Raw genomic sequence first — 21,753 nt, 5'->3', positions numbered from 1 at the left:
GCCAGCGTAACGAACTGCAAATCTTTAGTAGATGAAGTTTTTCCGACTTGTGTGTACACCGTAGGGCTTGAAGCCGGGGGATGAGTTAATTCCGTTTCTTTCTCCTAAAAGGAGAGAAGCTTTAAATTTTACTCTCCAACGCTAGTAGAGAAGGGACTGGGGGTTAGGTTTGTATTGCACTCAATCTAGAAGCGCCAATAACATAGACTTTCATAAATTTGTAAAAGTGCCATCTTATTTGACATAATCGTGTTGTCAGCTACAGTTATATTGCAAGAAAGCAGGCAACAATATTGATAAATAACTAGAAATGCAGCCCTACCTGTAAAAGATGCTGCCTTTTCATGAAACCTCGAATTATTGTTTGTGGCTTAGGACGTACCGGATATAAAACCTTTCGTTTGCTGAGACACCAGGGAGCCTTCGTTGTTGGCATTCATCACCAATCTATCCCTGGCGAAACAGCAGGAGATGTGATTGTTGGCGATTTAGAAGCAGCTTCTACCCTAACAGCAGCAGGAATTCAACAGGCACACACTTTAGTCATCGCTGGTTCTAAAGATGCTCTGAATTTGTCTATTATGATGCAAGCGCGGGTGCTGAATCCCCAGATTCGGATTATCAACCGTTTTTATAATACAAATTTGGGAGAACGCCTAGATCAAAGTTTGCCAGACCATTTGAGTATGAGTGTTGTGGGTTTAGCAGCACCCGTATTCACTTTTGCCGCAATGGGAAATCGAGCGATCGGACAAATCAAATTATTTCAGCAAACTTGGCCGATTCACGAAGAATACATTGATGAAAACCATTTCTGGAAAGGTCTAAAGCTGAGTGAATTGTGGGAAGACCGATCGCGGATGCTGATTTATTACTTGCCAGTAGAAGGTGAGATGGATTTGGTGTCAGGTGTAATATCTGGACAAGAGATCAAGGTGGGCGATCGCATCATTATTGGTACACAACCCCGCATCCGTACCCCCCGGAGATCATTGATTACAAAACTGCTGAAAGCCCTCACCAATTTTAAGCAGTTTCAGGAACACGGGCGATCGGTAGTGATGGGTGCTATTGCACTTTTGGCGGTTATTGCGATCGCTACATTCACTTATATGTCGGCTGAATTGAGTTTATCTCCTGTCGATGCTCTATATTTTTCTGTCGGCATGATTACCGGAGCCGGTGGTAATGACAAAGTAGTAGAAAATGCTCCTAACAGTATTAAGTTATTTACTGTTGTGATGATGCTGGTTGGAGCAGTGGTAATTGGTATTTGGTACGCAATGCTCACCGATTTTGTCTTAGGAAGCCGCTTTAAGCAATTTTGGGATGCAGCCCGAATTCCCCAGCGATATCACTACATTGTTTGTGGCTTGAGTGGTATTGGAGTGAGAATTGTCCAGCAACTCCACGCCAGTGGACATGAAGTTGTAGTAGTTGAACCAGACTCTAACAGCAAATATATCAACACCGCCCGCGAACTCGGTATCCCCGTTATTCAAGGAGATGCCAGCTTCCGTACAATACTCAAAGCCAGTAATATAGACTCTGCCGCCGCAGTGCTTGCTGTTACTAGCAATGATGCTACCAATCTGGAAATTGCCCTCAAAGCCAAGGGATTGACACCCACCATTCCGGTAATTGTTCATTATGGCGATCCGGATTTTGCTGGTATAGCGCAACAGCTATTTGGTTTCGAGGCCGTACTAAGTCCGGCTGAACTAGCAGCCCCAGCTTTTGCTGCTGCTGCACTAGGGGGACGCATCCTTGGCAATGGCATCACAGCAGATAGTCTTTGGGTGGCTTTTGCAACTGTGATTACACCTTCACATGTTTTTTGTGGTCAGTGGGTAAAAGATGTAGCTATGTCTGCTGACTGTGTACCTTTGTACGTAGAAACAAACCACCAAACCCTTCACGGCTGGGATTTATTAGAAACTAACCTCAGCGCTGGTGATGTTTTATATATGACCATGCCAGCAACCAGGTTATATCAATTGTGGCGGGGCGAGCAAGTTTGTGAAGCACACGCTTAAAGCACTGCGATCGCAGTGCTTTTTTAATTGTACAGACGCGATTAATCGCGTCTCCCCACTCCCATTTATTTATTAACTACTCGTTGTTGATATTCCTGTTCAGTAATCATTTCAAGAGTGTTTTCTATACGATCTACAAATACGATCCCGTCGAGATGATCATACTCATGTTGAAAAATCCGAGCGATAAAATCGGTTAATTGTTGCTTTTGTAAGTTGCCTTGAGAGTCAGTGTATTCGACTTCAATAGATTGATACCGAGGAACTAACCCCCTAATTCCTGGAACACTTAAACAACCTTCCCAATCTTTGACAACTTCAGTTGAATGACAAATAATTTTGGGATTAATCATAGCAGTAGGTTCCATTTCCGGGGCGTTGGGATACCTAGCGTTAGGGCGGGAAGCCACAATAAATAAACGATAAGATTGTGCTACTTGAGGCGCAGCAATCCCCACGCCGTTAGCTTTGGCAACGGTGGCAATTAAGTCTTCAATTAACTTTTGGATATGCTCATCTTGAATATTCTCAACCCAAGCAGCTTTTTGGCGTAATGTTGGATTTCCTAATTGAATTATTGGTGCTAACTCAGTCATGATTAAACTCCTTTAAGTAATGGGGAATGGGGCATTGGGCATTGGGCATTGGGCATGGGGCATTGGGCATTGGAAGTGGAGAAACTTTTATAACTCCTAACTCCTAACTCCTAACTCCTAACTCCTAACTCCTAACTCCTAACTCCTCAAATTATCCCTCGCGTGTCACGGGTAAAGGAGCAGGTCGGACTCCTACTTGGATAGTTTGCCCGTTGCGTTCCACTTCTATTGGTAAATTAGTGCCGATTTTGCTATTTTCTACTAGCTTTTGTACATCTTCAATTTTAGTGACAGGCTGGTTATTAATGCTTTTAATCACATCACCGGCTTGGAGTCCAGCTGTAGATGCAGGCGATCGCGGCACGATATCAACTAGCAAAACGCCCTCATCAGCTGTAAAATTTAAGCGATCGCCTGCTCTATCTTTTATTCTTTCTTTAATTTCTGGTGTCAGTGTTACCATCTGAACACCCAAATAAGGGTGATCTACTTTACCGTTAGCAATTAATTCCTGGGCAATTTTTTGCACAGTATTAATCGGGATAGCAAATCCCAAACCTTGAGCGCCTCGGATAATAGCTGTGTTCATCGCAATTACCTGGCCACGAGCATTTAGCAATGGGCCACCAGAATTACCAGGATTAATTGCAGCATCCGTTTGGATGTAATCAACCCGCTTGTCGCTAGCACCGATATCGCTACTAGAACGACCTGTAGCACTAATAATCCCAGAAGTGACGGTATTATTCAAGCCTAAAGGATTGCCAATGGCGATTACTGCTTGTCCTGGTTGCAAAGCATCGGAGTTACCCACGGATAGAGTTGGCAGATTATTAGCATCAATTTTGATCGTAGCCACATCCGTAACCGGATCTTCTCCCAACACTTTCCCGTCAAAAGTCCGGCCATCTTTGAGTGTGACTGTCACTCTATCAGCACCATCTACCACATGAGAATTGGTCACAATTTGACCTGAAGAATTAATGATAAATCCAGAGCCGCTACCCCGCTCTACCCGTTGTCTAGGCTGTGGCGCACCGTCTCCAAAAAACCGTCGGAAAAATGGATCGTTAAATTCGTCTGGTACACGAGAAGTGATTGTTCGGGAAGAATCAATGCGAACTACCGCAGGCCCCACCTGTTGCACTACTTTTACTACAAAATTAGCATCTTCAGACGAAGAGATAATTGGCACGGGGACAATTACCGGATTGGGTTCTATTGTCTTTTGGGCTTGAGTTTGGCTTTGTCGAGTCTCAAAAGTTTTAGCAGGTAAAAGAGAGCAGCTCCCCAGGAACACCACTGCTACCCCGTATGAGAGCATCCATAACCTGCGAGGTAAACCCCTGGTATCAATCTTTTTGGGTACTAAATGATGGTTTGTTGTCTTCATGTGTCGTTGCTTCTCCATATCAATCGCTGGTGTTAGGATCTTGCCTACGGGGTATGTCCCAAAATGATTACAACTTAAAAGCTTATTCTAGGTCTAGCGTGTTTGGATGCTAAATTAGTGCTTTCTCTTCTATTGTGACCGTTAGCAGCAAAGGTGGTGGATGATGGAAATTCCCATAGAAAGTCTGTGGAGCCAGGTACTAGAGCGCCTACAGCTTGAACTATCCCGGCCCACCTTTGAAACTTGGATTAAAACTGCTAGTGCGGAGCGATTAGAAAATAATTGCTTGGTAATCTGTACTCCTAACCCATTTGCTCGTAATTGGTTACAGAAATATTACATAAATACCATTGCTCATGTAGTACAAGATATTCTGGGTCATCCTGTAGGAATTTACATTACTGTTGCTCAAGGTGATGAAGTTTCGCATTTGAGTGAACGAGGGGTTTCTTGGGAATCACCAGATAGCAGCAGTATTCCCGAAGCTATACCTACTCACAATCATAAAACTACTGAATTAAACTCTAAATATGTCTTTTCGCGGTTTGTAGTTGGTGCTAACAATCGGATGGCTCATGCTGCTTCTTTGGCAGTTGCAGAATCTCCAGGTAAAGAGTTTAATCCTTTATTTTTGTGTGGTGGCGTAGGTTTGGGTAAAACTCATCTCATGCAGGCAATTGGTCATTATCGCTGGGAAATTTCGCCTAATTGTAAAATATTTTATGTTTCGACTGAGCAGTTTACTAATGATTTAATTACAGCGATTCGTAAAGATAGTATGCAAAGTTTTCGAGAGCATTATCGAGCGGCTGATGTTTTATTAGTTGATGATATTCAGTTTCTTGAAGGGAAGGAATATACCCAAGAAGAATTCTTTTATACTTTTAATACTTTACATGAAGCTGGAAAACAAGTTGTCATTGCTTCTGATCGTCCTCCTAATCAGATTCCTAGCTTGCAAGAACGGCTTTGTTCTCGGTTTTCTATGGGGTTAATCGCAGATATCCAAAAGCCGGATTTAGAAACAAGAATGGCAATTTTACAGAAAAAAGCTGAGGATGAAAATATTCGCCTTCCCCGCGATGTGATTGAGTATATTGCTTCTAACTATACTTCTAATATTCGAGAATTAGAAGGAGCTTTAATTCGGGCGGTGGCTTATATTTCTATTTGGAGCTTACCGATGACGGTAGAAAATATCACACCAGTTTTAGAACCGCCTAATGAAAAAATGGCTGCTACCCCAGAAGCGATTTTAAAGGTTGTGGCGGATAATTTTGATGTTTCCATAGACGATCTCAAAAGTAACTCACGACGAAGAGAGATTAGCTGGGCGCGTCAAATAGGAATGTATCTCATGCGCCAACACACGTCTTTGAGTTTGCCAAGAATTGGCGAGGAGTTTGGTGGTAAAGACCATACAACGGTAATCTATAGTTGCGATAAAATTACCCAACTCCACCACAGCGATCGCACTTTAGCACAAACAATCCGCCAACTGAGCGATCGCATCAATATGACTAGCCGTTCTCAAAAATCATCCTGAAGATGTATTTGAAGTTTTCCACAACCACTATTTTTATAATTAGCATTGACGGCTGAATAAATAGTTAAAAATATTAAGTAACGTATAAAAATTGATTAAATTTAACTTTAATTGTGGAAAAATCTTACTTTTTGTGGATAAATCTGTGGAAAACTTGAGATTTTACTATTAAAACTTAATTGAGTATAATTACCTTGTGGAAAAGTATTTGAGTTTTTCCACAAGTTTTCCACAAGGTAAACTTGCCTAACTATGATTTCAACAGAATTGGGGAATTTTCTAGTAGTCTGTCAAGTCTGCTGAGTTTGTAGCGAGCGCTTTAACGCTCAAATCAAGGGCTAAAGTCCTTACTATGAACTTATTTACCTATCATAATGGTAAATTGGAATGATTTTTTGCTACGAATTTGGTATCGTCTCGCAAACGGGATTGAAAAACCTGCCAATCTCTTGAAAAGACTAGCAGGCATGGCTTATCATCAATCGGAGCGGCGGGATTCGAACCCACGACCTCCACTACCCCAAAGTGGCGCGCTACCAAGCTGCGCTACGCCCCGGTCAGAATTACTATCATACAGCAAAACTCTAGGAGAAGCAACAGGCATATTTAAAAAACCTTAAGCATCCCAGTCGCTTGCAGCAAATCGGGAACAGCAGAAGCATCCCATTTACCTTCTACACATCGCCCTGTATTCAAGATGAAGCGCAGACTGTAGGCATGAGGATAGCCTTCTACCTCCATCCATAATAAATTGCTTTCGGCTTCACAAGCGATTTTTTCCTCTTCCATTAATTCAGTTGCGAGTTGTTTCATGGTGTCTGCTAGCTGTGCTAGTAGACGGCAAAAATCATTTAACTCGGCTTCGGTTAACTCAATTGCCCAATCATCTGTACCGACTAAACCTTTAAATTCAGGTGCATCGGGGTTCTGGCCTATACGCCAACCATATCCGGTTTTTACAAGGCGTTCCATAGTTTAATTTTTTAAACGCAGAGGGACGCTGAGGTTTAACGCAGAGGAGCGCAAAGGAAGATTATGGACTGTGGGTTTGATCATTTCAGTAGTTCAGCCCCTCCTCTTGGGGGTGGTTGTGGGGTGGTTGATGTATTAGGACTGGGTGTGGCGTTGGGGCTAGGAGGTGGGGTATTTTGGGTTGGATTAAATATATTGACTAAGACTTGCACTAGGGCATTTCGTTGACTGCGGGTGAGACGAGTGATGGCTTTGCGATCGCCTTCTATCGGATTTTCCCGTAGTGTTTCATGTCCTGGATAGGTACTATCATACATAATTTCGTTCGCACCCAGGTAATCAGCTAAAGTCAGCTTCCAATCTAAACGATAAATTGGGGCGCGCCCTTTGGTATAAATGTGATATGTAATCAGGCGACTTACTAAGGTGTTGTTTTCGGCAACTTTCCCATTTTCTTTGCTGATATAGTTATTTTCTCGTGGTAAATCTGGTAATTGCTGATATACTAGCTGCCAAACATCGCTAGGTGTGACTCTCTGAGAGTATGCAGGCTGGATACTAAATAAATTTTTATGTATTGATTTGTCCGCCCCTGAACCCAAAACAATTACACCCACTACCATTAAAGCAGTGAGTGTCTGCCAAGGTTTAAGTAGGGGTTGAATGAACGATAAATTTTTGCTCATCCTACCTTCTCTAAAGCCTTTTTTTATAGTTCGCCAATGATTTCTGGCTGAGTCAGTTCATCGGACATTTCGATAATTGCCCTTAGCACTGGCTTCATCATCGCATCTTCGTTATTTTCAAAGTCTTCATAACGCCGACGTTTAGCACGATTGGCCACCTGAACCGTAATGCGGTAACGATTTGAGGCTGCACTAATCAGCTCCTCAGAACGGTGCATAATCTGAGACTGAGTTGTCTCGAACTTAGAACGCTTTAGCATAATTCAGTGGTTCTTGGGGTCATTCCCCAGTGTAGCAGTACCGATAAATCTGATGCTGTGTATTTAATCGCTAGCAACCTCTCTCTTGATAGAGGTTGAGAGTGTTTCAGTCAATATAAGTTACTTATAATATTATCTGACTAAAGTCACACACCCTTATGGCTGACCTTGTGGAAACTGCTATCAACGCGGGAAACTTCAATACCCTGGTAAAGGCTGCTGAAGCTGCAAATTTCATAGAGACTCTAAAAAGTCCTGGTTCTTTTACATTATTTGCACCAACTGACGAAGCCTTTGCCAATCTGCCAGAGGGAACCTTAGAATCTTTACTACAAGATATCCCTAAGCTCCAGAAAATTGTCGCATATCATATCGCTAGTGGGGATGTTCGGTCTGATGATTTAGTACAGATTAATGAGGCAGAAACGCTTGAAGGGTCAATTATCGCTATTGAATCCGCCAATGGTAAATTTAAGATAAATAACGCCAATGTCATCAAAACAGACATTTTGACAGACAATGGCGTGATCCACATTATTGATGCAGTGTTGATGCCTGCAATGGTTGCCGGAAGGTAATATATGAGGAATGGGGAATGGGGAATGGGGAATGGGGAATGGGGAATGGGGAATAGGGAATGGGGAATGGGGAATGGGGAATGAGCAATAGGGAATGGGGAATGGGGAATGGGGAATGGGAAGCAGAAGTTCTAAAATATTTGAATTTTGAATTTTGAATTTTGAATTGATTTCCCCCACTCCCTACTCCCTACTCCCCACTCCCTACTCCCAGAATGCACCCACTACGTGCGGGAACAGTCAATGATAACTGCTGAGTTTCTCCTTCACTATTCCACTCAACTTCAGCAGTACCAAACAACAGCTTGTTGGGTTGAGTACGTAAACTAACGACATCTGCATTGGCTGTTGCTGAACTTGTGCCAGCGTTGACGGCAATTATTAATTCCTCTGTTCCTAAAGTTCGCGCAAAGATATAAATTTGTCCTTGAGCATGGAGAACTTGGTAATCACCTGTACGCAAGGCTGGGTATGTGTGGCGTAGGGCAATTAATTGACGATGAGTATTGAAAATTTCTTGATTCCAATTACTCTCTAAAGGAAAGCCACGCCGTGAGTCTGGATCTATTGCACCAGGTAAACCAACTTCATCACCATAGTAGATGCTGGGCGCACCGGGAAAGGTGAGGAGCAGTAAAGTTGACAATTCTATACTACCTATATCACCGCCTGCAATTGTCATCAATCGGGCTGTATCGTGACTTGCTAGCAAATTGAGTTGAGTTAGCTGAATTTCCCAAGGGTAAAGTTGCAGTACTTCTTGGATTTTGGTGGCGTACTCGGTGGCAAATAAGGGTGGGTAGGGTTGATAGTCGCGGCTTTGGACTTGTTCTAAGACTACGCGATCGCCTGCTGTAAAAGCAATTGTCGGCCCAGTAAATAGATAATTCATCACGCCGTCAAATTGCGTTCCATCCAACCACTCGCGGGAATCTCCCCACACTTCGCCCACAATGTAAGCTTCGGGATTGACTGCTTTGACGCGATCGCGGAATTCCTGCCAAAATCCAGGTGTTTTTATTTCAAATGGTACATCTAATCGCCAACCATCAATGCCGAATTTTATCCAATATTCGGCAATTTCCATAATATATTCCCGCACTTCTGGGTTGTCGTGGTTAAATTCTGGTAAAGCACGATTTCCTGCCCAACCTAAGTAATTTGCAGGGAATTCCCCATTGTATGGTGAAAGGGGCCAGCCTTCAATTTTGAACCAATTTACCCAAGGCGAATGGGGGCCATTCTCTAAAACATCATGGAAGAAGAAAAAACCACGGCTGGAATGGTTAAATACGCCATCTAGAACAACTTTGATATTCCGTTGATGGGCTGCATCAAGCAATTCCTTAAAAGCCGCGTTGCCCCCTAACATCGGGTCAACTTGGTAATAATCGTGGGTATGATAGCGATGATTGCTAGCGGATTGAAAAATGGGTGTAAAGTAAATCGCGTTAATTCCTAAATCCTGGATGTAGTCTAAACCCTCCATGATGCCCCATAAGTCGCCGCCTTTATAACCCTGGAGTGTTGGCATAGAGTCCCAATCTTCCCAACGGGCTTCACGCAGCAAACGTTTGCGCGGCTGTTTGCTTCTGGCAAAGCGATCTGGGAAGATTTGGTAGAAAACCGCGTGCTTTACCCAGTCTGGTGTTTGAATTTGCATGAATAACTTTTTGTAGCTTCAGAAGCGATCGTTGCAAATATTAGCTTCTTTATGGCTCTTACTTATGATAGAGAATCTGTCAATTGCCACTAGTCATTAGTGATTTAGTCTGTCTTCTCTGTACTTTATACGCAAATGTTATCAGTCTTAACTATTTTGACTAGAAATTAGAGTTTATTTGAGTTTTTAACAGAAATCGGAGATACGGCTGCTCAAAGATGTCTCATCAATACTTTTCGGTTAAGGGGGAAAGGGAAAGGGTTTGAATTTACCTTTCCCCTTTGCCCTTTAACCTTTCCCCAGACCAAAAGAGAGATTATTGGGTTTATCCGAAAAGTATTGGATGTCTCATGACCCACAGAAAATAACTATGAGGGAGACAGAATTCTAGAAGATGAGTTATGAATTAGCAATTGTCTTAGGAAGAACTTACTGCCTCCTAAGCTTATTTGATGTTATCTATGAAAAAAAATAGATAACTATAGTCGCATCAAATAATTAAGGCGAAAAAACTACGTTATGGAGCGACTGATGATCACTACTCGAATCACTACTTTGTTGACAGTAAATAAACTTAATTTGAGGTAAAGATGAGGCACGAAAAACTTTCTCCCGGATTACTTTTGGCATTTCGAGACTATAAAAATGAAGGAGATCAAGCTTTAGTTACACATAAGCGATCGCTTGGCATCATTGCCCACAAAAGCCCAGTCAAACCTACTAAGAGCGTCGTTTTTATCTACTGTGACCATGATGCAGACTTAAGTTACCTATCACAATATAATATTGAAGTCAATCAAAACTCTGGAAGTGTGCGGACGGCTTTCTTACCGATAGAGAATTTAGATGTCTTATCTGAAGAAGATGTGATTCGGCGAATTAAGCCATCACGCAAACTTCATTTGAGGATGGACACTGCAATGGGAACAGTCAAAATACCGGAGTTCCAGAACAAAACCGGGCTGACTGGTAAAGGAGTAATTATCGGCATTATAGACAGTGGCATTGATCCGAAACACCCCGCCTTTGCTGGACGAATTTTGCACATTTGGGATCAAACACTGCCAGGGCCAGGAGTCACAGAGGGCGGCTATGGAGCTGAATTAACGGGAGCGCAACTGACGATTTCTCAGGATACTGGTGGTCATGGTACTCACGTTGCAGGAATTGCTGCCGGTGCTGATGCTAGCTATGGTGGTGTCGCACCAGAAGCGGAATTAGTTGTTGTCAAATCAGATTTACAAGATGCCCACGTTGCTGATGCTGTGCGTTACATTTTCCGAGTTGCTAGAGAATTGGGACGCCCAGCAGTGGTAAATCTCAGCTTGGGTGGACACGCTGATGCCCATGATGGTAGTGATTCTTTATCCAAAGTCATCAATGCCGAAACTGGCCCTGGAAGAATTGTTTGCTGTGCTGCGGGTAACGAAGGAAACTATAACATTCATGGTCAAGCGACGATACCCTCTGGACGCATTCGTGGTATGCGCTTTAATGTTCCTTTGAATCAAATAAGCATAGTTTGGTTAAACGGTTGGTATTCCAAAGACAGCGAATTGGAAGTATCGCTGCAAAGTCCTAACGGTTTTGTCACCCCTTTCCAAAAAATAATTACTCAGGGTAATGCCGCACAAGATTATCAGTTACCAGATGCACGGGTGCAATTAGCAACACCAGCGCCAGACCAAGCCAACGGCGACCATAATTTCTTTGTGCAAATACGCGGTATTGACCCCTCGCCAGTCATGGGAGGTATTTGGCAGCTGCGAGTTCGCAACACTTCTTCAACTGACACATGTTTGAATGTGTGGACACTAGATGACACTTCATCAGTGTTTTTTACAGGTAAAAGTGTGAAGGATGCGGTAAAAATTGGTTCGCCAGGAGCCGCTAGCAGTGCAATTACAGTTGCCGCCTATACTACTAGAACCAAGTACACAGATATTGATAACAAAGAGCAAGAAATGGGGTTAGAATTGCATACTATTTCGGAATTCAGCAGTGAGGGGCCACTAAGGAATAATGGACAGAAGCCAGATGTAGCAGCACCAGGAGCGATGATTATTTCCACCCTTTCCGCCGATGCAAGTTTTGACCGTTCATCGATGATTAATTCCAAGTTTGTGGTACGGGCTGGTACGAGTATGGCGACACCGTTCGTAAGTGGTTTAGTAGCACTACTGTTGCAGCGAGATCCTAACCTTGATCCGGCTGCGGTGAAAGACTTGCTACGTAAAAATAGTGCAATTCCTGGAAAACCCCCAGGCACATTTGATGAGAAATGGGGTTATGGAGTGATTAACGCAGCTAATCTGTAATTAGACCCGGAGACGCGATATATTAAATACGATAAGCATATTGCGTCTCTATAAAGTTCTGTTGAGCGATCGCTTGATATACCCTGTAAGTTAATATACGTAACAAAATAATAAAATTATTCTTAACTATTGAGATACTGTTTAATTTTGTTTGTATATTTTTTACTTAAATAGTAAATCTTACCTAATATTTTCATAGTTTTATTAATATCAATGGTTAAACTTCGCGTTCGAGAACTAGCACAAGAAAAAGTTTACCATCTACTTAGCCTAACTTCGGGAGTTCCCGAAGAAGCTATTAGGACTTATGCAACACAGACTACTGATGATTTTAAAAAAATTGCGATCGCCCTAAATTGGCCTGTCACAGAGTCTGGTGTTGCTCAAGTATTTCAAATGTTAGATCCTGTCAAAGCCAACGAGATGGCTATTGATTTACTAAGTAAAGCCTCTGGCATTTCTCCAGATAATATTCAGAAATATGCTAATGAAAATGAAGATTTTAATATTACAGAAAAAATAGAGGATTTGAGAAAAATCGCCAAAGCGTTAGATGTAGAAATGCTAGAGCTAGTAAAGCTGAAAGAAACAAGAGAAGCCGTAAAACTCAAGATCGCTAAACTAGCTCAAAATAAAAATCTATCCCTTAAGGAGTTGGCAAATCAATCTAAAGTTGACTTTCCTATTCTTTGGTTCTATAGTTCCCAGCCTATTGAAAAGAAAAAATTAACACAAGAGCCATTTCAGACTAATCTTAACAAAATTAGTAGAGTTTTAAATTCTAGCTTTGAAGATTTGCAAGGCATAGAGCAAGCAGAATTACCTCAAACTACGCTGCAAGTTAAAGAATTTTTGGATGCAGCAGACTTAAGTATAAATGATTTAAGCTTGTTAACTGGAGTAAATAGGGAATTTATAGATTTAGTTGCCACGAATCCTATGGATTTAAGAAATATACAAATTTTGAGAGAAGACAAAGTAATATGTAAACTAATTTGTACTATTTTAGGTTGTAACTGTGATTAATTTACGGCTATTGGGACGTGAAATATCAACAAGACATTCGTAATAATCAGTATAGAAAGAATATTTTAACCAATAGTAATTTCCAAAATGCACTTGCTGGGCAGAATATTATAAGAAAAATACTAATAATTATTTTTAGTATTGTCGTAGCTGCTTTCCTCAGTATAGTAACTCTTCTGGCAGGTGGAGTATTGGAAGCTATAACCTATGTTTTGAAAGTCAGTTATTTTGATTTGATAGAAATTACTGCGATTGCTTTATATACCACAGCATTAGTAATATTTGTAGTTCGCGGTTTTGAAATAGTATCAACTACTTGTGTTGTTGCTTTAATAGTTATCGGAATTATTATTTATGTTTGTTTCGAGGTAAATAACAGGATTCCTGGAATAGGATTTTGGCTATTCTGTCTAGGTTTGAGCATAGCTTTCGCGTGGGTTAGTACAACTATTACAGCATTGTTTATAGCGATTAGCTCTATATACTGTGGAGTTATAGGTGAATTTATAGCTGTTATGGGATATGGGCTGATTGCTGAAGCTCTAATGATAGGCACATTAAATATTGTATACGAAAAAGGTAGTAATAGTTTTATAACTATAATTTCAGCAATTCCGGTTATAATATCATCCGCATTTATTGCAAAAAAAGCAATCAGAGGCTCACCTAAATTTAGATGGATTAAGGAAGTAGCTGTATTCTGGACATCAATAGGTGGAACATGTTTTTATGGAGCAGATTTAACCGATGCTAGCTTTGATGGCGCAGATTTAAGGCATACAGATTTTAGGAAAGCAAATCTCACACGCACTAGCTTTAAAGGTGTTACTGGTTTAGAATTAGCTCGACTCCAAGGAACTATATTAGAAGATCCTAAAGTTAGAAAACTGTTAACTACTAATAATGGTCGTGGGGAAGATTTTACTGAAGCAAATTTACAAGGTGCAAATTTACAAGGTGCAGATTTAAGAGAAGCGATTTTAGTTAAAGCTCAAGTATTAGATGCAGATTTTTCTGGTGCATTACTCACAGATGCCTGTATCCAAGACTGGAATCTCAACAAGAATACTCGTTTTCAAAACGTTGATTGTAAACGTGTTTATTTAAAATGTAGCTTGCATGGAAACTTTTTAGAGCCAAAACCAGATAGTGGAGAATTCCAACCAGGCGAATTTGAAAAATGGATTACCGATGTAAGGGATACTATTGACTTAATTTTTCAAAATGGGCTGAACTGGAGGGCTTTTGCATTTTCTCTGACTCAAACTGCTATTAATAATGAAGGATTAGGCTTATCTGTTCGCAGTATAGAAAATAAAGGTGATGGCGTAGTTGTTGCTAAAGTAGGTGTTTCTTTAGAAACTAATAAAACTGCAATTCACGAAGAAATAACAAATCATTATAATCAAGCAGTTGACGCAATTGAGGCTAAGTATGAACTTGTGCTTCAAGCTAAAGATGGAGAAATACAAAGATTACAAAGTTTCTATGATTCGCAGCAAAAATTTATTCAAGGATTAATTACTGGAATTGCCGAGACAAAACGAGAAGTTATTATCAAGGGCGAAGGAAATCGCGTATATATGATGAATCAAGCAGGTGACATTATGGAAAGCAGTAATCAAAACATCAGCGCAGGTGGAAATGTTGATATGTCTAGCGGTAATAAGATTACTGTAGGCGGCGATGTCACAAACTCTAACTTGACACTGGCAGATGCAAACAGTCAAGTTAGTAATTCGATTCAGCAACTTCGAGATATTAGTACTGATACTAGTGACGAGTTAGTAAAGATTTTAACGACTTTGCAAAAATCGATCAATGATGAGCCAGCCCTTTCTGAAAATCAAAAAAAAGAGGCGTTAGAAGCTGTAGAAACTATAGCAGAAGAAGGGAAAAAACCATCAGGAGAACGCGTAAACAAACTCTGTTCAATGGCTCTCAATGCCCTTAAAGGTATAGCATCTGCTGTGACGGACGCTAGTAAACTAGCTGAAGTTTTTAAAACTTATCTGCCGACTCTCACAAGCATACTGGGCATTTAGGCACGGAATAAAGACCAGAAGCCAAAGATAACAGCAGTTAATCTGTAATTAGACGTAGAAATTAGTGCATTAAGTCTGTACTAAAGATAGGAAATGAAAATTCATAAATTTGATAAATTGGTTGTAGTAGGATGGGCTAAAAATTGCCCGCCCTTTTTACCAAGGAATTACTGATGAATTATCAAAAGCTAGATGCTGCTCTTGCTACAGCGCTAAATGATGTTCAAAACGTAGAGGAACCCAGTTTGGCAGTTTTTATCCATACCGAACCTATTTTAAGCCCTGCTGCAACTACTGTTTTAGAAAGTTTAGGCATTAGTGGTGTTAGCAATGGCAAAGATATTTTCACGGCAACACTGTCAGCAAATGCCATTTCCCAGTTGTCAGAGCAACCTTGGGTAAAATATTTGAAGCGATCGCAGCAATTAGGTTTGGTTAATAGGAGAATAACTACAGGTAAGTTGGGTGTTTAATGGGCATTGCCTAACCCTACACTAGGCTCAATACGGTTCGGTTAAGAATATTTTCACATCTGCTGCTGTTATTCTTTTGACATCATTATTTTAGAGCGAACTTCTTCGCGTTTTTCCCCCATGACATCAATATAGTAACGTTCCGGTGATAATACTGCTTGGATTTGCTTTTTCTCAATAATCCATGAGAGATAATTGAGCGCAATCTGCTTTCTTTCGATACGTATCTCAGAAACTGCCTCTGCTTGAAGGTTATTCGCCCAAGCAATCTTATCCTCAAGTTGCGGTGGTCGCAGTTCTTCGATTCCCATATCTTGCGGTGGGGTAACCAGCAGAAACTCTATAAACTCTTGGAAGCCAACAAACGCCAGTTGACAAATTAGCTGCCGACTAAATTTTCCCCAGAAATAGCCACCGTGGACATCTGGTGAATTGTTACGAAAATATGCCCAACCGAGTTGCAGGTACTCCAAAAGAGTTAAGGGCGAGGTTTGTTTGTCCAGAATCATCATATAGCGATCGCGATTAGGTGCATTAGTATAATTTGTGCGCTCTTTGTATTCTGTACAATCAAAGTAAGTAAATAAGTCAGCCAACGACTCGCGATCTTTAATTGCTGTGGTAACTGGGGACTGATATTTTTGATTAGCTGGATCTAATCCCTGGTTTTGCACTTTATTCAAGACGTTAATTTCTAAATAATCAAGTAATGAACTAATCTCATCTAACGGCTTGTATAAGTTCCGATCCTTCCAGTTGACAATTCCATATTTACTCTCCAATTGCCCTCTTACCTTGTTTAACTTACTGCTGTGATAGGTATTGGAACGAACAGTCACATTACCTAGCCGATACCCTTGTGTTCGGGTTTTTGCTGGAAAGGAAAAGTAATTAGCAGCCGTAGAAGCAAGACGTAGGGCTAAATCTCCTTCGTTACTGAATAGATACGCCTCTTCAAATCTTCGTAACGATGACCGTAAGAAATTGGCTCTTCCAGAAGTAATTGCCAGTACGGGAATATCTGGTGCTATCAGAATTAAGCGACTTAAACTAAAAACCTGCCCGATTCTCGAAGAGGGTCTTTTCCCAGCTTTTTCGTCATTGATGTTTCCTACAGAATTAGGGTCAAAGACATCAGAAAGAATTCGGACTGCTTGTGTAGTTACTTGGCTACCCAAACTATGCCCAATGAAGGAGAGTTTTATCGGGTGTTGTTTCCAATAGTTTTGAGCCTCATCCTCAGATTGAACGCATTCCATCAAACCTTTATCTAGTTGGCGAATCAGTTCAACCAAATCGTGGACTCCGTAGTTGATTGCTCGATAAGAGTCACGAAAATATACAATTACGCGCAAAATAATCAGGCTGAAAACAATACCAAATCCGAATGTTCCCAAAATAATGGGAGCAACAAAAATTGGGGAAGATAACCAGAAAAACAGTAAAACAGATGCGATCGCCACAATTAAGCTTCCCCATAGCAGAACCTTCAGTAGAAAGGGTAAAGTACTTAGGGAAGTAGTAATATTTTGGATTTTAATAGTTTCCGAAGGCCAGCGATAACCAAGAAACACTAAACTATCTGACTTTTGAGAAATTAAGGCATCACTGTTAACATACTTACAAAGTTTTTGATAATTTTTCCAAATTCCATCTGCGATCGCCTCATTGTTTACGGGTAATTTAGTTAAATCACTATCTGCACCTCCTGTGTTGTATCCATGAATAGCAATTACTACCCCTAGTCCCTCAGAATTTTTGGGGCATTTTTTACTTTTTGTATAAAGGAGATCGATTATCGTTTGAATGGTTGGGCGCGTATTATCTTCTGTGATATCTTGTAAATCTTCTACGTTGGCTCGTGCTGTACTGCGGATCAGGTATCCTGGAATTCCTTGGGGTTCTGGAGCATTAGTCGGCTCAATAAACAAGTTATCTACTAAAATATCCATACACTACTTCTTATCGCAATCCTAAATGCTTTGCTAAATTTGTGAGAGCATTATAATTAATTTGACTACCAAGTAAGTATTGGCAATAGTTAAGTTTAGTAAATCTCAACGTTACACAATTTTTTTGATACACTATCTACTAATTTTTTCATAAAATTTTATAGACAACTTTACACAATTAATTACTATTACTAATTCAAGCAAGAGACAATCATCGAAATTCTCTTTTGATAATACTTTTGTACTATTAATTGGCGTAGGCGTAGCCCGCCGCAGGCATCGCACTGTCCTAGTTGCGTAATTTCTATGTAAAATTCATCCCTAAGAATCAGACGATCCCCCTTACGTGTGGTGGCAGACAGTCCTAAACTGAGAGTGAGAGTTGAAAGGCAGTCGGGAGACATTTTGTGAAAAAAGTATTATCAATCATCCTTGGTGGTGGCGCGGGTACTCGGCTTTACCCGCTAACTAAACTACGCGCTAAACCAGCAGTACCAGTAGCAGGGAAGTATCGCCTAATCGATATCCCTGTTAGTAACTGCATAAATTCCGAAATATTCAAAATCTACGTCCTGACACAATTCAACTCAGCTTCCCTGAATCGTCACATCGCCCGTACTTACAACTTTACGGGTTTCAATGAAGGCTTTGTGGAAGTGCTAGCTGCACAACAAACACCAGAAAACCCTAATTGGTTTCAAGGTACAGCTGATGCTGTACGTCAGTATTTGTGGTTAATGGAAGAATGGGATGTAGAAGAATATCTCATCCTCTCAGGCGATCACCTCTACCGCATGGATTATCGCCACTTTATCCAACGCCATAGAGAAACAGGCGCTGATATTACTCTTTCAGTCATCCCCATCGATGAGCGCCGCGCCTCAGATTTTGGCTTGATGAAAATTGACGATTCTGGTAGAGTAATCGATTTTAGCGAAAAACCGAAAGGTGAAGCATTAATCCAAATGCGCGTTGATACAAGCGTACTGGGATTATCAAATGAACTTGCCCAGCAACAGCCTTACATCGCCTCAATGGGGATTTATGTCTTTAAAAAAGAGGTTTTGTTCAAGTTGTTAAGAGAAGGTACAGAAAGGACTGATTTCGGCAAAGAAATTATTCCTGATGCCTCTAAAGATTACAACGTTCAAGCTTACCTTTTTGATGATTACTGGGAAGATATTGGAACAATCGATGCATTTTATCATGCAAACTTAGCACTGACTCAGCAACCCCAGCCACCCTTTAGTTTCTACGATGAGAAAGCACCAATTTATACCCGCGCTCGGTACTTACCTCCGAGTAAACTTTTAGATTGCCAGGTAACAGAATCAATTATCGGCGAAGGTTGCATTTTGAAAAATTGCCGCATTCAACATTCAGTTTTGGGAGTGCGATCGCGAATTGAATCTGGCTGTCTCATCGAAGAATCTTTGCTCATGGGTGCAGATTTTTACCAAGCTTCTGTAGAACGCCAATCCAATGTAGAACAAGGTGATATTCCTGTAGGTATTGGTGCTGACTCCATTATTCGCCGTGCCATCATTGATAAAAACGCCAGTATCGGTCATGATGTCAAAATTATCAATAAAGATAATGTGCAAGAAGCTGACCGCGAAAGTCAAGGTTTCTACATCCGCAGTGGCATTACCGTTGTGCTGAAAAATGCTGTAATTCCTGATGGAACCATCATTTAATAGTTCTGAGTGCTGAGTTGTGAGTGCTGAGTTGTGAGTGCTGAGTTAGGAGTTATAAGTTATGAATACAACATTTAATCACTCCTCACTCTTCACTTCTTACTCAGCACTCATTTTGTTGATTGGTCTTCCAGGTAGCGGTAAGTCAACTTTCGCTAAACAATTACTGACAGAATGCCCCCAGATACCACTGATTTCTACGGATGGCATCCGGGGGCAACTGTTCGGTTCCCAAGCTATTCAAGGGCCGTGGCTAGTGATTTGGCGGGAAGTAGGACGGCAATTTCAACAAGCTATTTCTACAAATAATCCAGCTATTTTCGATGCCACCAATGCCCAACGCCGCCATCGCCGTGAAGTTATTGCTTTAGCCCGTGACTTGGGTTTTACCCACATTACGGGAATTTGGGTGGATACGCCAGTGTGGCTGTGTTTAGCACGTAATAAAAGGCGATCGCGCCAGGTTCCTGAAGAAATTATCTTGCGGATGCACCGTCAACTCCGAGATGCTCCTCCAAGCCTGGAAGAAGGGCTAGACAACCTGATCCGCTTATCAGAAAAATCGGAGTACGGAAATTGCGATCGCTTGTTGAGCGAGAACCACACTTGATTTTCTATATTCTTTGTTAATTTAAAGTCAGATTCTCTATGCTTGGCAACTATACCGGGCAAACTAACATCTTTTATCTTAAAAAAACATAACAGGAATTTCTATAGGAGGCTGGTAGATAGATGGCTGCAACCGACTTCAAAGACTATTACGCAATTTTGGGAGTTAGTAAGACTGCCACTCAAGACGAGATTAAGCAAGCCTTTCGTAAACTAGCCCGCAAATATCACCCTGATGTCAACCCAAATAACAAACAGGCAGAAGCACGCTTTAAAGAAGTTAGCGAAGCCTATGAAGTTGTGTCAGACCCAGATAAACGTAAAAAATACGACCAATTCGGTCAATATTGGAAACAGGCTGGTGAAGGTTTCTCATCTGGCGGCGCTGGTGTTGATATGGGTGGCTTTGACTTCAGTCAATACGGTAATTTTGATGAGTTCATTAATGAGTTGCTAGGACGCTTTGGTGCTACTCCTCGCAGTGGGCGACAAAGTTACTCACAACAAAATAATTACTCAAACTCAAATTACTCACAAAATTACTCTTACCGCAGTACCACAGGTGCGACAAGTGGTTTTAGCGGCAACTTTAACGATTATGGGTTTGGTGATGTAGGTGCGGGTACTTCCCAAGATAGTGAAGCTGCGATCGCTTTAACTTTTGGTGAAGCATTTAACGGTGTGCAAAAGCGCTTCAGTTTAGGTAATGAAACAATTGATGTTCGTATCCCATCTGGCGCTAAACCTGGTACTCGTTTACGCGTGCGGGGCAAAGGTCAAATCAACCCCATGACTCAACAACGAGGGGATTTGTACTTAAAAGTCGAACTTCAGCCGCACTCCTTCTTCCAAATGGAAGGTGATAACTTGGTGTGCGAAGTGCCAATCACGCCAGATGAAGCTACTTTAGGAGCGTCTATTGATGTACCCACTCCCGATGGTTTAGTTAATGTCAAGCTACCAGCAGGAGTGCGTTCTGGTCAATCGCTGCGTTTACGTGGCAAAGGTTGGCCCCTCGCCAAGGGTGGACGCGGCGATCAGCTGGTGAAGGTGGCGATCGCACCACCAAAAGACCTCAGCCAGCAAGAGCGGGAATATTATGAAAAAATCCGGGCTATACGTACTTATAATCCCCGCAGTCATTTGCAGCAAGTCAAGCTGTGAAAATTTAGCTTTGTAGAGACGCGAAGTTTCGCGTCTCTAGATTAATTAGGTTGGTTATTTCGCCATTCTCGCCAGCAGGATGGACTTCATCATTTCCATTGCCTCTGGTGTAGCCTCGGTAGCTTGCCACGTTGTCCGTGCTACTAAGCGATCGCACCAAGCATTTAATTTTGGATATTCACTCAAAGATATGCCTACAATGGGGAGCAAAGGTACTACAGTCCCAGCGACAACCTCAGCAAGCGTAAGGTTTTCACTACCAAAGTAAGGGCGATTGTCAAGTAAATTTTCTAAAAACTTCAGCACTATTGAAATTTTCTGCTTTGCTTGCTCGATTTTTTCTGGATCTCCTCCAGGCAAGCCGAGATACTGAGGTAAAAACGTGGTTGTTGCTGGCAAAAGCTCATTTACAGTTACCAGTTGTACCATGCGGGCGATCGCTAAATCCTTGGCATCTTTAGGCAACATTACAGGTGTGGGATATTTTGCCTCTAAATAATCCAAAATTGCCAAAGATTCCACTACCCTAAAGCCATCATCCACCAAAGCTGGAATGTGATGGAAGGGACTAATTGCCAAAAAGTCTGGTTTAAACTGCTCTCCATCCAGTTTTATCTCTACTAATTCAAACTCAAGTCCTTTTTCTAGCAGAGTAATCCAGAGGCGGCGGGAGTTAGGAGAAATCGACGAATGATAAAGGGTCAGCACCATAAAACCTCACAATTTCATGAGTAGGGTG

General features: G+C 41.4%; 18 protein-coding genes and 1 tRNA gene. 10 read left to right on the top strand and 9 right to left on the bottom strand.

The window, feature by feature from the left end; genetic code table 11:
• Positions 1-344 precede the first annotated feature (344 nt).
• Positions 345-2,036 carry an NAD-binding protein gene (locus tag CDC33_RS21300; RefSeq protein WP_109010523.1) on the top strand — a complete coding sequence of 564 codons (1,692 nt, stop codon included), beginning with the start codon at positions 345-347 and terminating at the stop codon, positions 2,034-2,036.
• A gap of 65 nt (positions 2,037-2,101) precedes the next feature.
• Here the strand turns inward: CDC33_RS21300 and def are convergent, their stop codons facing one another.
• On the bottom strand, positions 2,102-2,632 hold the full coding sequence (gene def, locus CDC33_RS21295; RefSeq protein ID WP_109010521.1) for a peptide deformylase: 531 nt from the start codon (positions 2,630-2,632) through the stop codon (positions 2,102-2,104).
• Between the two features lie 151 nt (positions 2,633-2,783).
• Positions 2,784-4,025: an HhoA/HhoB/HtrA family serine endopeptidase gene (locus tag CDC33_RS21290; RefSeq protein WP_109010519.1), complete on the bottom strand. Its 1,242-nt coding sequence runs from the start codon at positions 4,023-4,025 to the stop codon at positions 2,784-2,786.
• Between the two features lie 163 nt (positions 4,026-4,188).
• Here CDC33_RS21290 and dnaA point away from each other — a divergent pair, with 163 nt between their 5' ends.
• Positions 4,189-5,571: a chromosomal replication initiator protein DnaA gene (gene dnaA, locus CDC33_RS21285; RefSeq protein ID WP_109010518.1), complete on the top strand. Its 1,383-nt coding sequence runs from the start codon at positions 4,189-4,191 to the stop codon at positions 5,569-5,571.
• Positions 5,572-6,053: 482 nt separating this feature from the next.
• Here the strand turns inward: dnaA and CDC33_RS21280 are convergent.
• From CDC33_RS21280 to CDC33_RS21265, 4 genes are all read right to left on the bottom strand, one after another.
• Positions 6,054-6,127: transfer RNA gene (locus tag CDC33_RS21280), tRNA-Pro, on the bottom strand.
• A 50-nt stretch (positions 6,128-6,177) separates the two neighbouring features.
• A complete protein-coding gene (locus CDC33_RS21275) occupies positions 6,178-6,543 on the bottom strand; it encodes a DUF1818 family protein (RefSeq protein ID WP_109010517.1) in 366 nt (121 codons plus the stop codon).
• Between the two features lie 80 nt (positions 6,544-6,623).
• Positions 6,624-7,229 (bottom strand): hypothetical protein, encoded by a 606-nt coding sequence (locus tag CDC33_RS21270; RefSeq protein WP_109010515.1) that lies wholly within the window; start codon positions 7,227-7,229, stop codon positions 6,624-6,626.
• 23 nt (positions 7,230-7,252) lie between these two features.
• Positions 7,253-7,489, bottom strand: a complete 237-nt coding sequence (locus tag CDC33_RS21265) for a DNA-directed RNA polymerase subunit omega (RefSeq protein ID WP_100900204.1) — start codon at positions 7,487-7,489, stop codon at positions 7,253-7,255.
• Between the two features lie 158 nt (positions 7,490-7,647).
• Between CDC33_RS21265 and CDC33_RS21260 the strand changes: the two genes are divergently transcribed.
• Positions 7,648-8,067 carry a fasciclin domain-containing protein gene (locus CDC33_RS21260; RefSeq protein ID WP_109010514.1) on the top strand — a complete coding sequence of 140 codons (420 nt, stop codon included), beginning with the start codon at positions 7,648-7,650 and terminating at the stop codon, positions 8,065-8,067.
• A 190-nt stretch (positions 8,068-8,257) separates the two neighbouring features.
• Here the strand turns inward: CDC33_RS21260 and CDC33_RS21255 are convergent, their stop codons facing one another.
• Positions 8,258-9,730 carry a glycoside hydrolase family 13 protein gene (locus CDC33_RS21255; protein ID WP_109010512.1) on the bottom strand — a complete coding sequence of 491 codons (1,473 nt, stop codon included), beginning with the start codon at positions 9,728-9,730 and terminating at the stop codon, positions 8,258-8,260.
• A gap of 590 nt (positions 9,731-10,320) precedes the next feature.
• On the opposite strand from CDC33_RS21255, the gene CDC33_RS21250 reads away from it, so the two are divergent.
• The 4 genes from CDC33_RS21250 (at position 10,321) to CDC33_RS21235 (ending at position 15,592) form a co-directional block, all read left to right on the top strand.
• A complete protein-coding gene (locus CDC33_RS21250) occupies positions 10,321-12,048 on the top strand; it encodes a S8 family peptidase (RefSeq protein ID WP_109010510.1) in 1,728 nt (575 codons plus the stop codon).
• A gap of 213 nt (positions 12,049-12,261) precedes the next feature.
• Entirely contained in the window at positions 12,262-13,074 is an 813-nt protein-coding gene (locus CDC33_RS21245) for a helix-turn-helix domain-containing protein (RefSeq protein ID WP_109010508.1), read from the top strand.
• 17 nt (positions 13,075-13,091) lie between these two features.
• Complete coding sequence (locus tag CDC33_RS21240) at positions 13,092-15,119, top strand: pentapeptide repeat-containing protein (protein ID WP_109010506.1); 2,028 nt, start codon at positions 13,092-13,094, stop codon at positions 15,117-15,119.
• 173 nt (positions 15,120-15,292) lie between these two features.
• The gene (locus CDC33_RS21235; RefSeq protein WP_109010505.1) at positions 15,293-15,592 is read left to right on the top strand and encodes a hypothetical protein; all 300 of its coding nucleotides are present in this window, start codon (positions 15,293-15,295) and stop codon (positions 15,590-15,592) included.
• Between the two features lie 68 nt (positions 15,593-15,660).
• Here CDC33_RS21235 and CDC33_RS21230 read toward each other — a convergent pair whose 3' ends face one another.
• Positions 15,661-17,544 (bottom strand): alpha/beta hydrolase, encoded by a 1,884-nt coding sequence (locus tag CDC33_RS21230; RefSeq protein WP_109010503.1) that lies wholly within the window; start codon positions 17,542-17,544, stop codon positions 15,661-15,663.
• Positions 17,545-17,951: 407 nt separating this feature from the next.
• Between CDC33_RS21230 and CDC33_RS21225 the strand changes: the two genes are divergently transcribed.
• The 3 genes from CDC33_RS21225 to CDC33_RS21215 all read left to right on the top strand — a co-directional run bounded on the left by CDC33_RS21225 (position 17,952) and on the right by CDC33_RS21215 (position 21,014).
• A complete protein-coding gene (locus CDC33_RS21225) occupies positions 17,952-19,241 on the top strand; it encodes a glucose-1-phosphate adenylyltransferase (protein ID WP_109010501.1) in 1,290 nt (429 codons plus the stop codon).
• 61 nt (positions 19,242-19,302) lie between these two features.
• The gene (locus CDC33_RS21220; RefSeq protein WP_109010499.1) at positions 19,303-19,851 is read left to right on the top strand and encodes an AAA family ATPase; all 549 of its coding nucleotides are present in this window, start codon (positions 19,303-19,305) and stop codon (positions 19,849-19,851) included.
• Between the two features lie 122 nt (positions 19,852-19,973).
• Complete coding sequence (locus CDC33_RS21215; RefSeq protein ID WP_109010497.1) at positions 19,974-21,014, top strand: DnaJ C-terminal domain-containing protein; 1,041 nt, start codon at positions 19,974-19,976, stop codon at positions 21,012-21,014.
• 54 nt (positions 21,015-21,068) lie between these two features.
• On the opposite strand, the gene CDC33_RS21210 is transcribed toward CDC33_RS21215, so the two are convergent.
• Complete coding sequence (locus CDC33_RS21210; RefSeq protein WP_109012655.1) at positions 21,069-21,722, bottom strand: glutathione S-transferase family protein; 654 nt, start codon at positions 21,720-21,722, stop codon at positions 21,069-21,071.
• Positions 21,723-21,753: the final 31 nt, after the last annotated feature.

The sequence above is a fragment of the Nostoc commune NIES-4072 genome (assembly GCF_003113895.1).
GTDB lineage: Bacteria > Cyanobacteriota > Cyanobacteriia > Cyanobacteriales > Nostocaceae > Nostoc > Nostoc commune.
The sequence above is the reverse complement of the archived record's forward strand: the minus strand, read 5'-3'. Positions and strand labels throughout refer to the sequence as shown.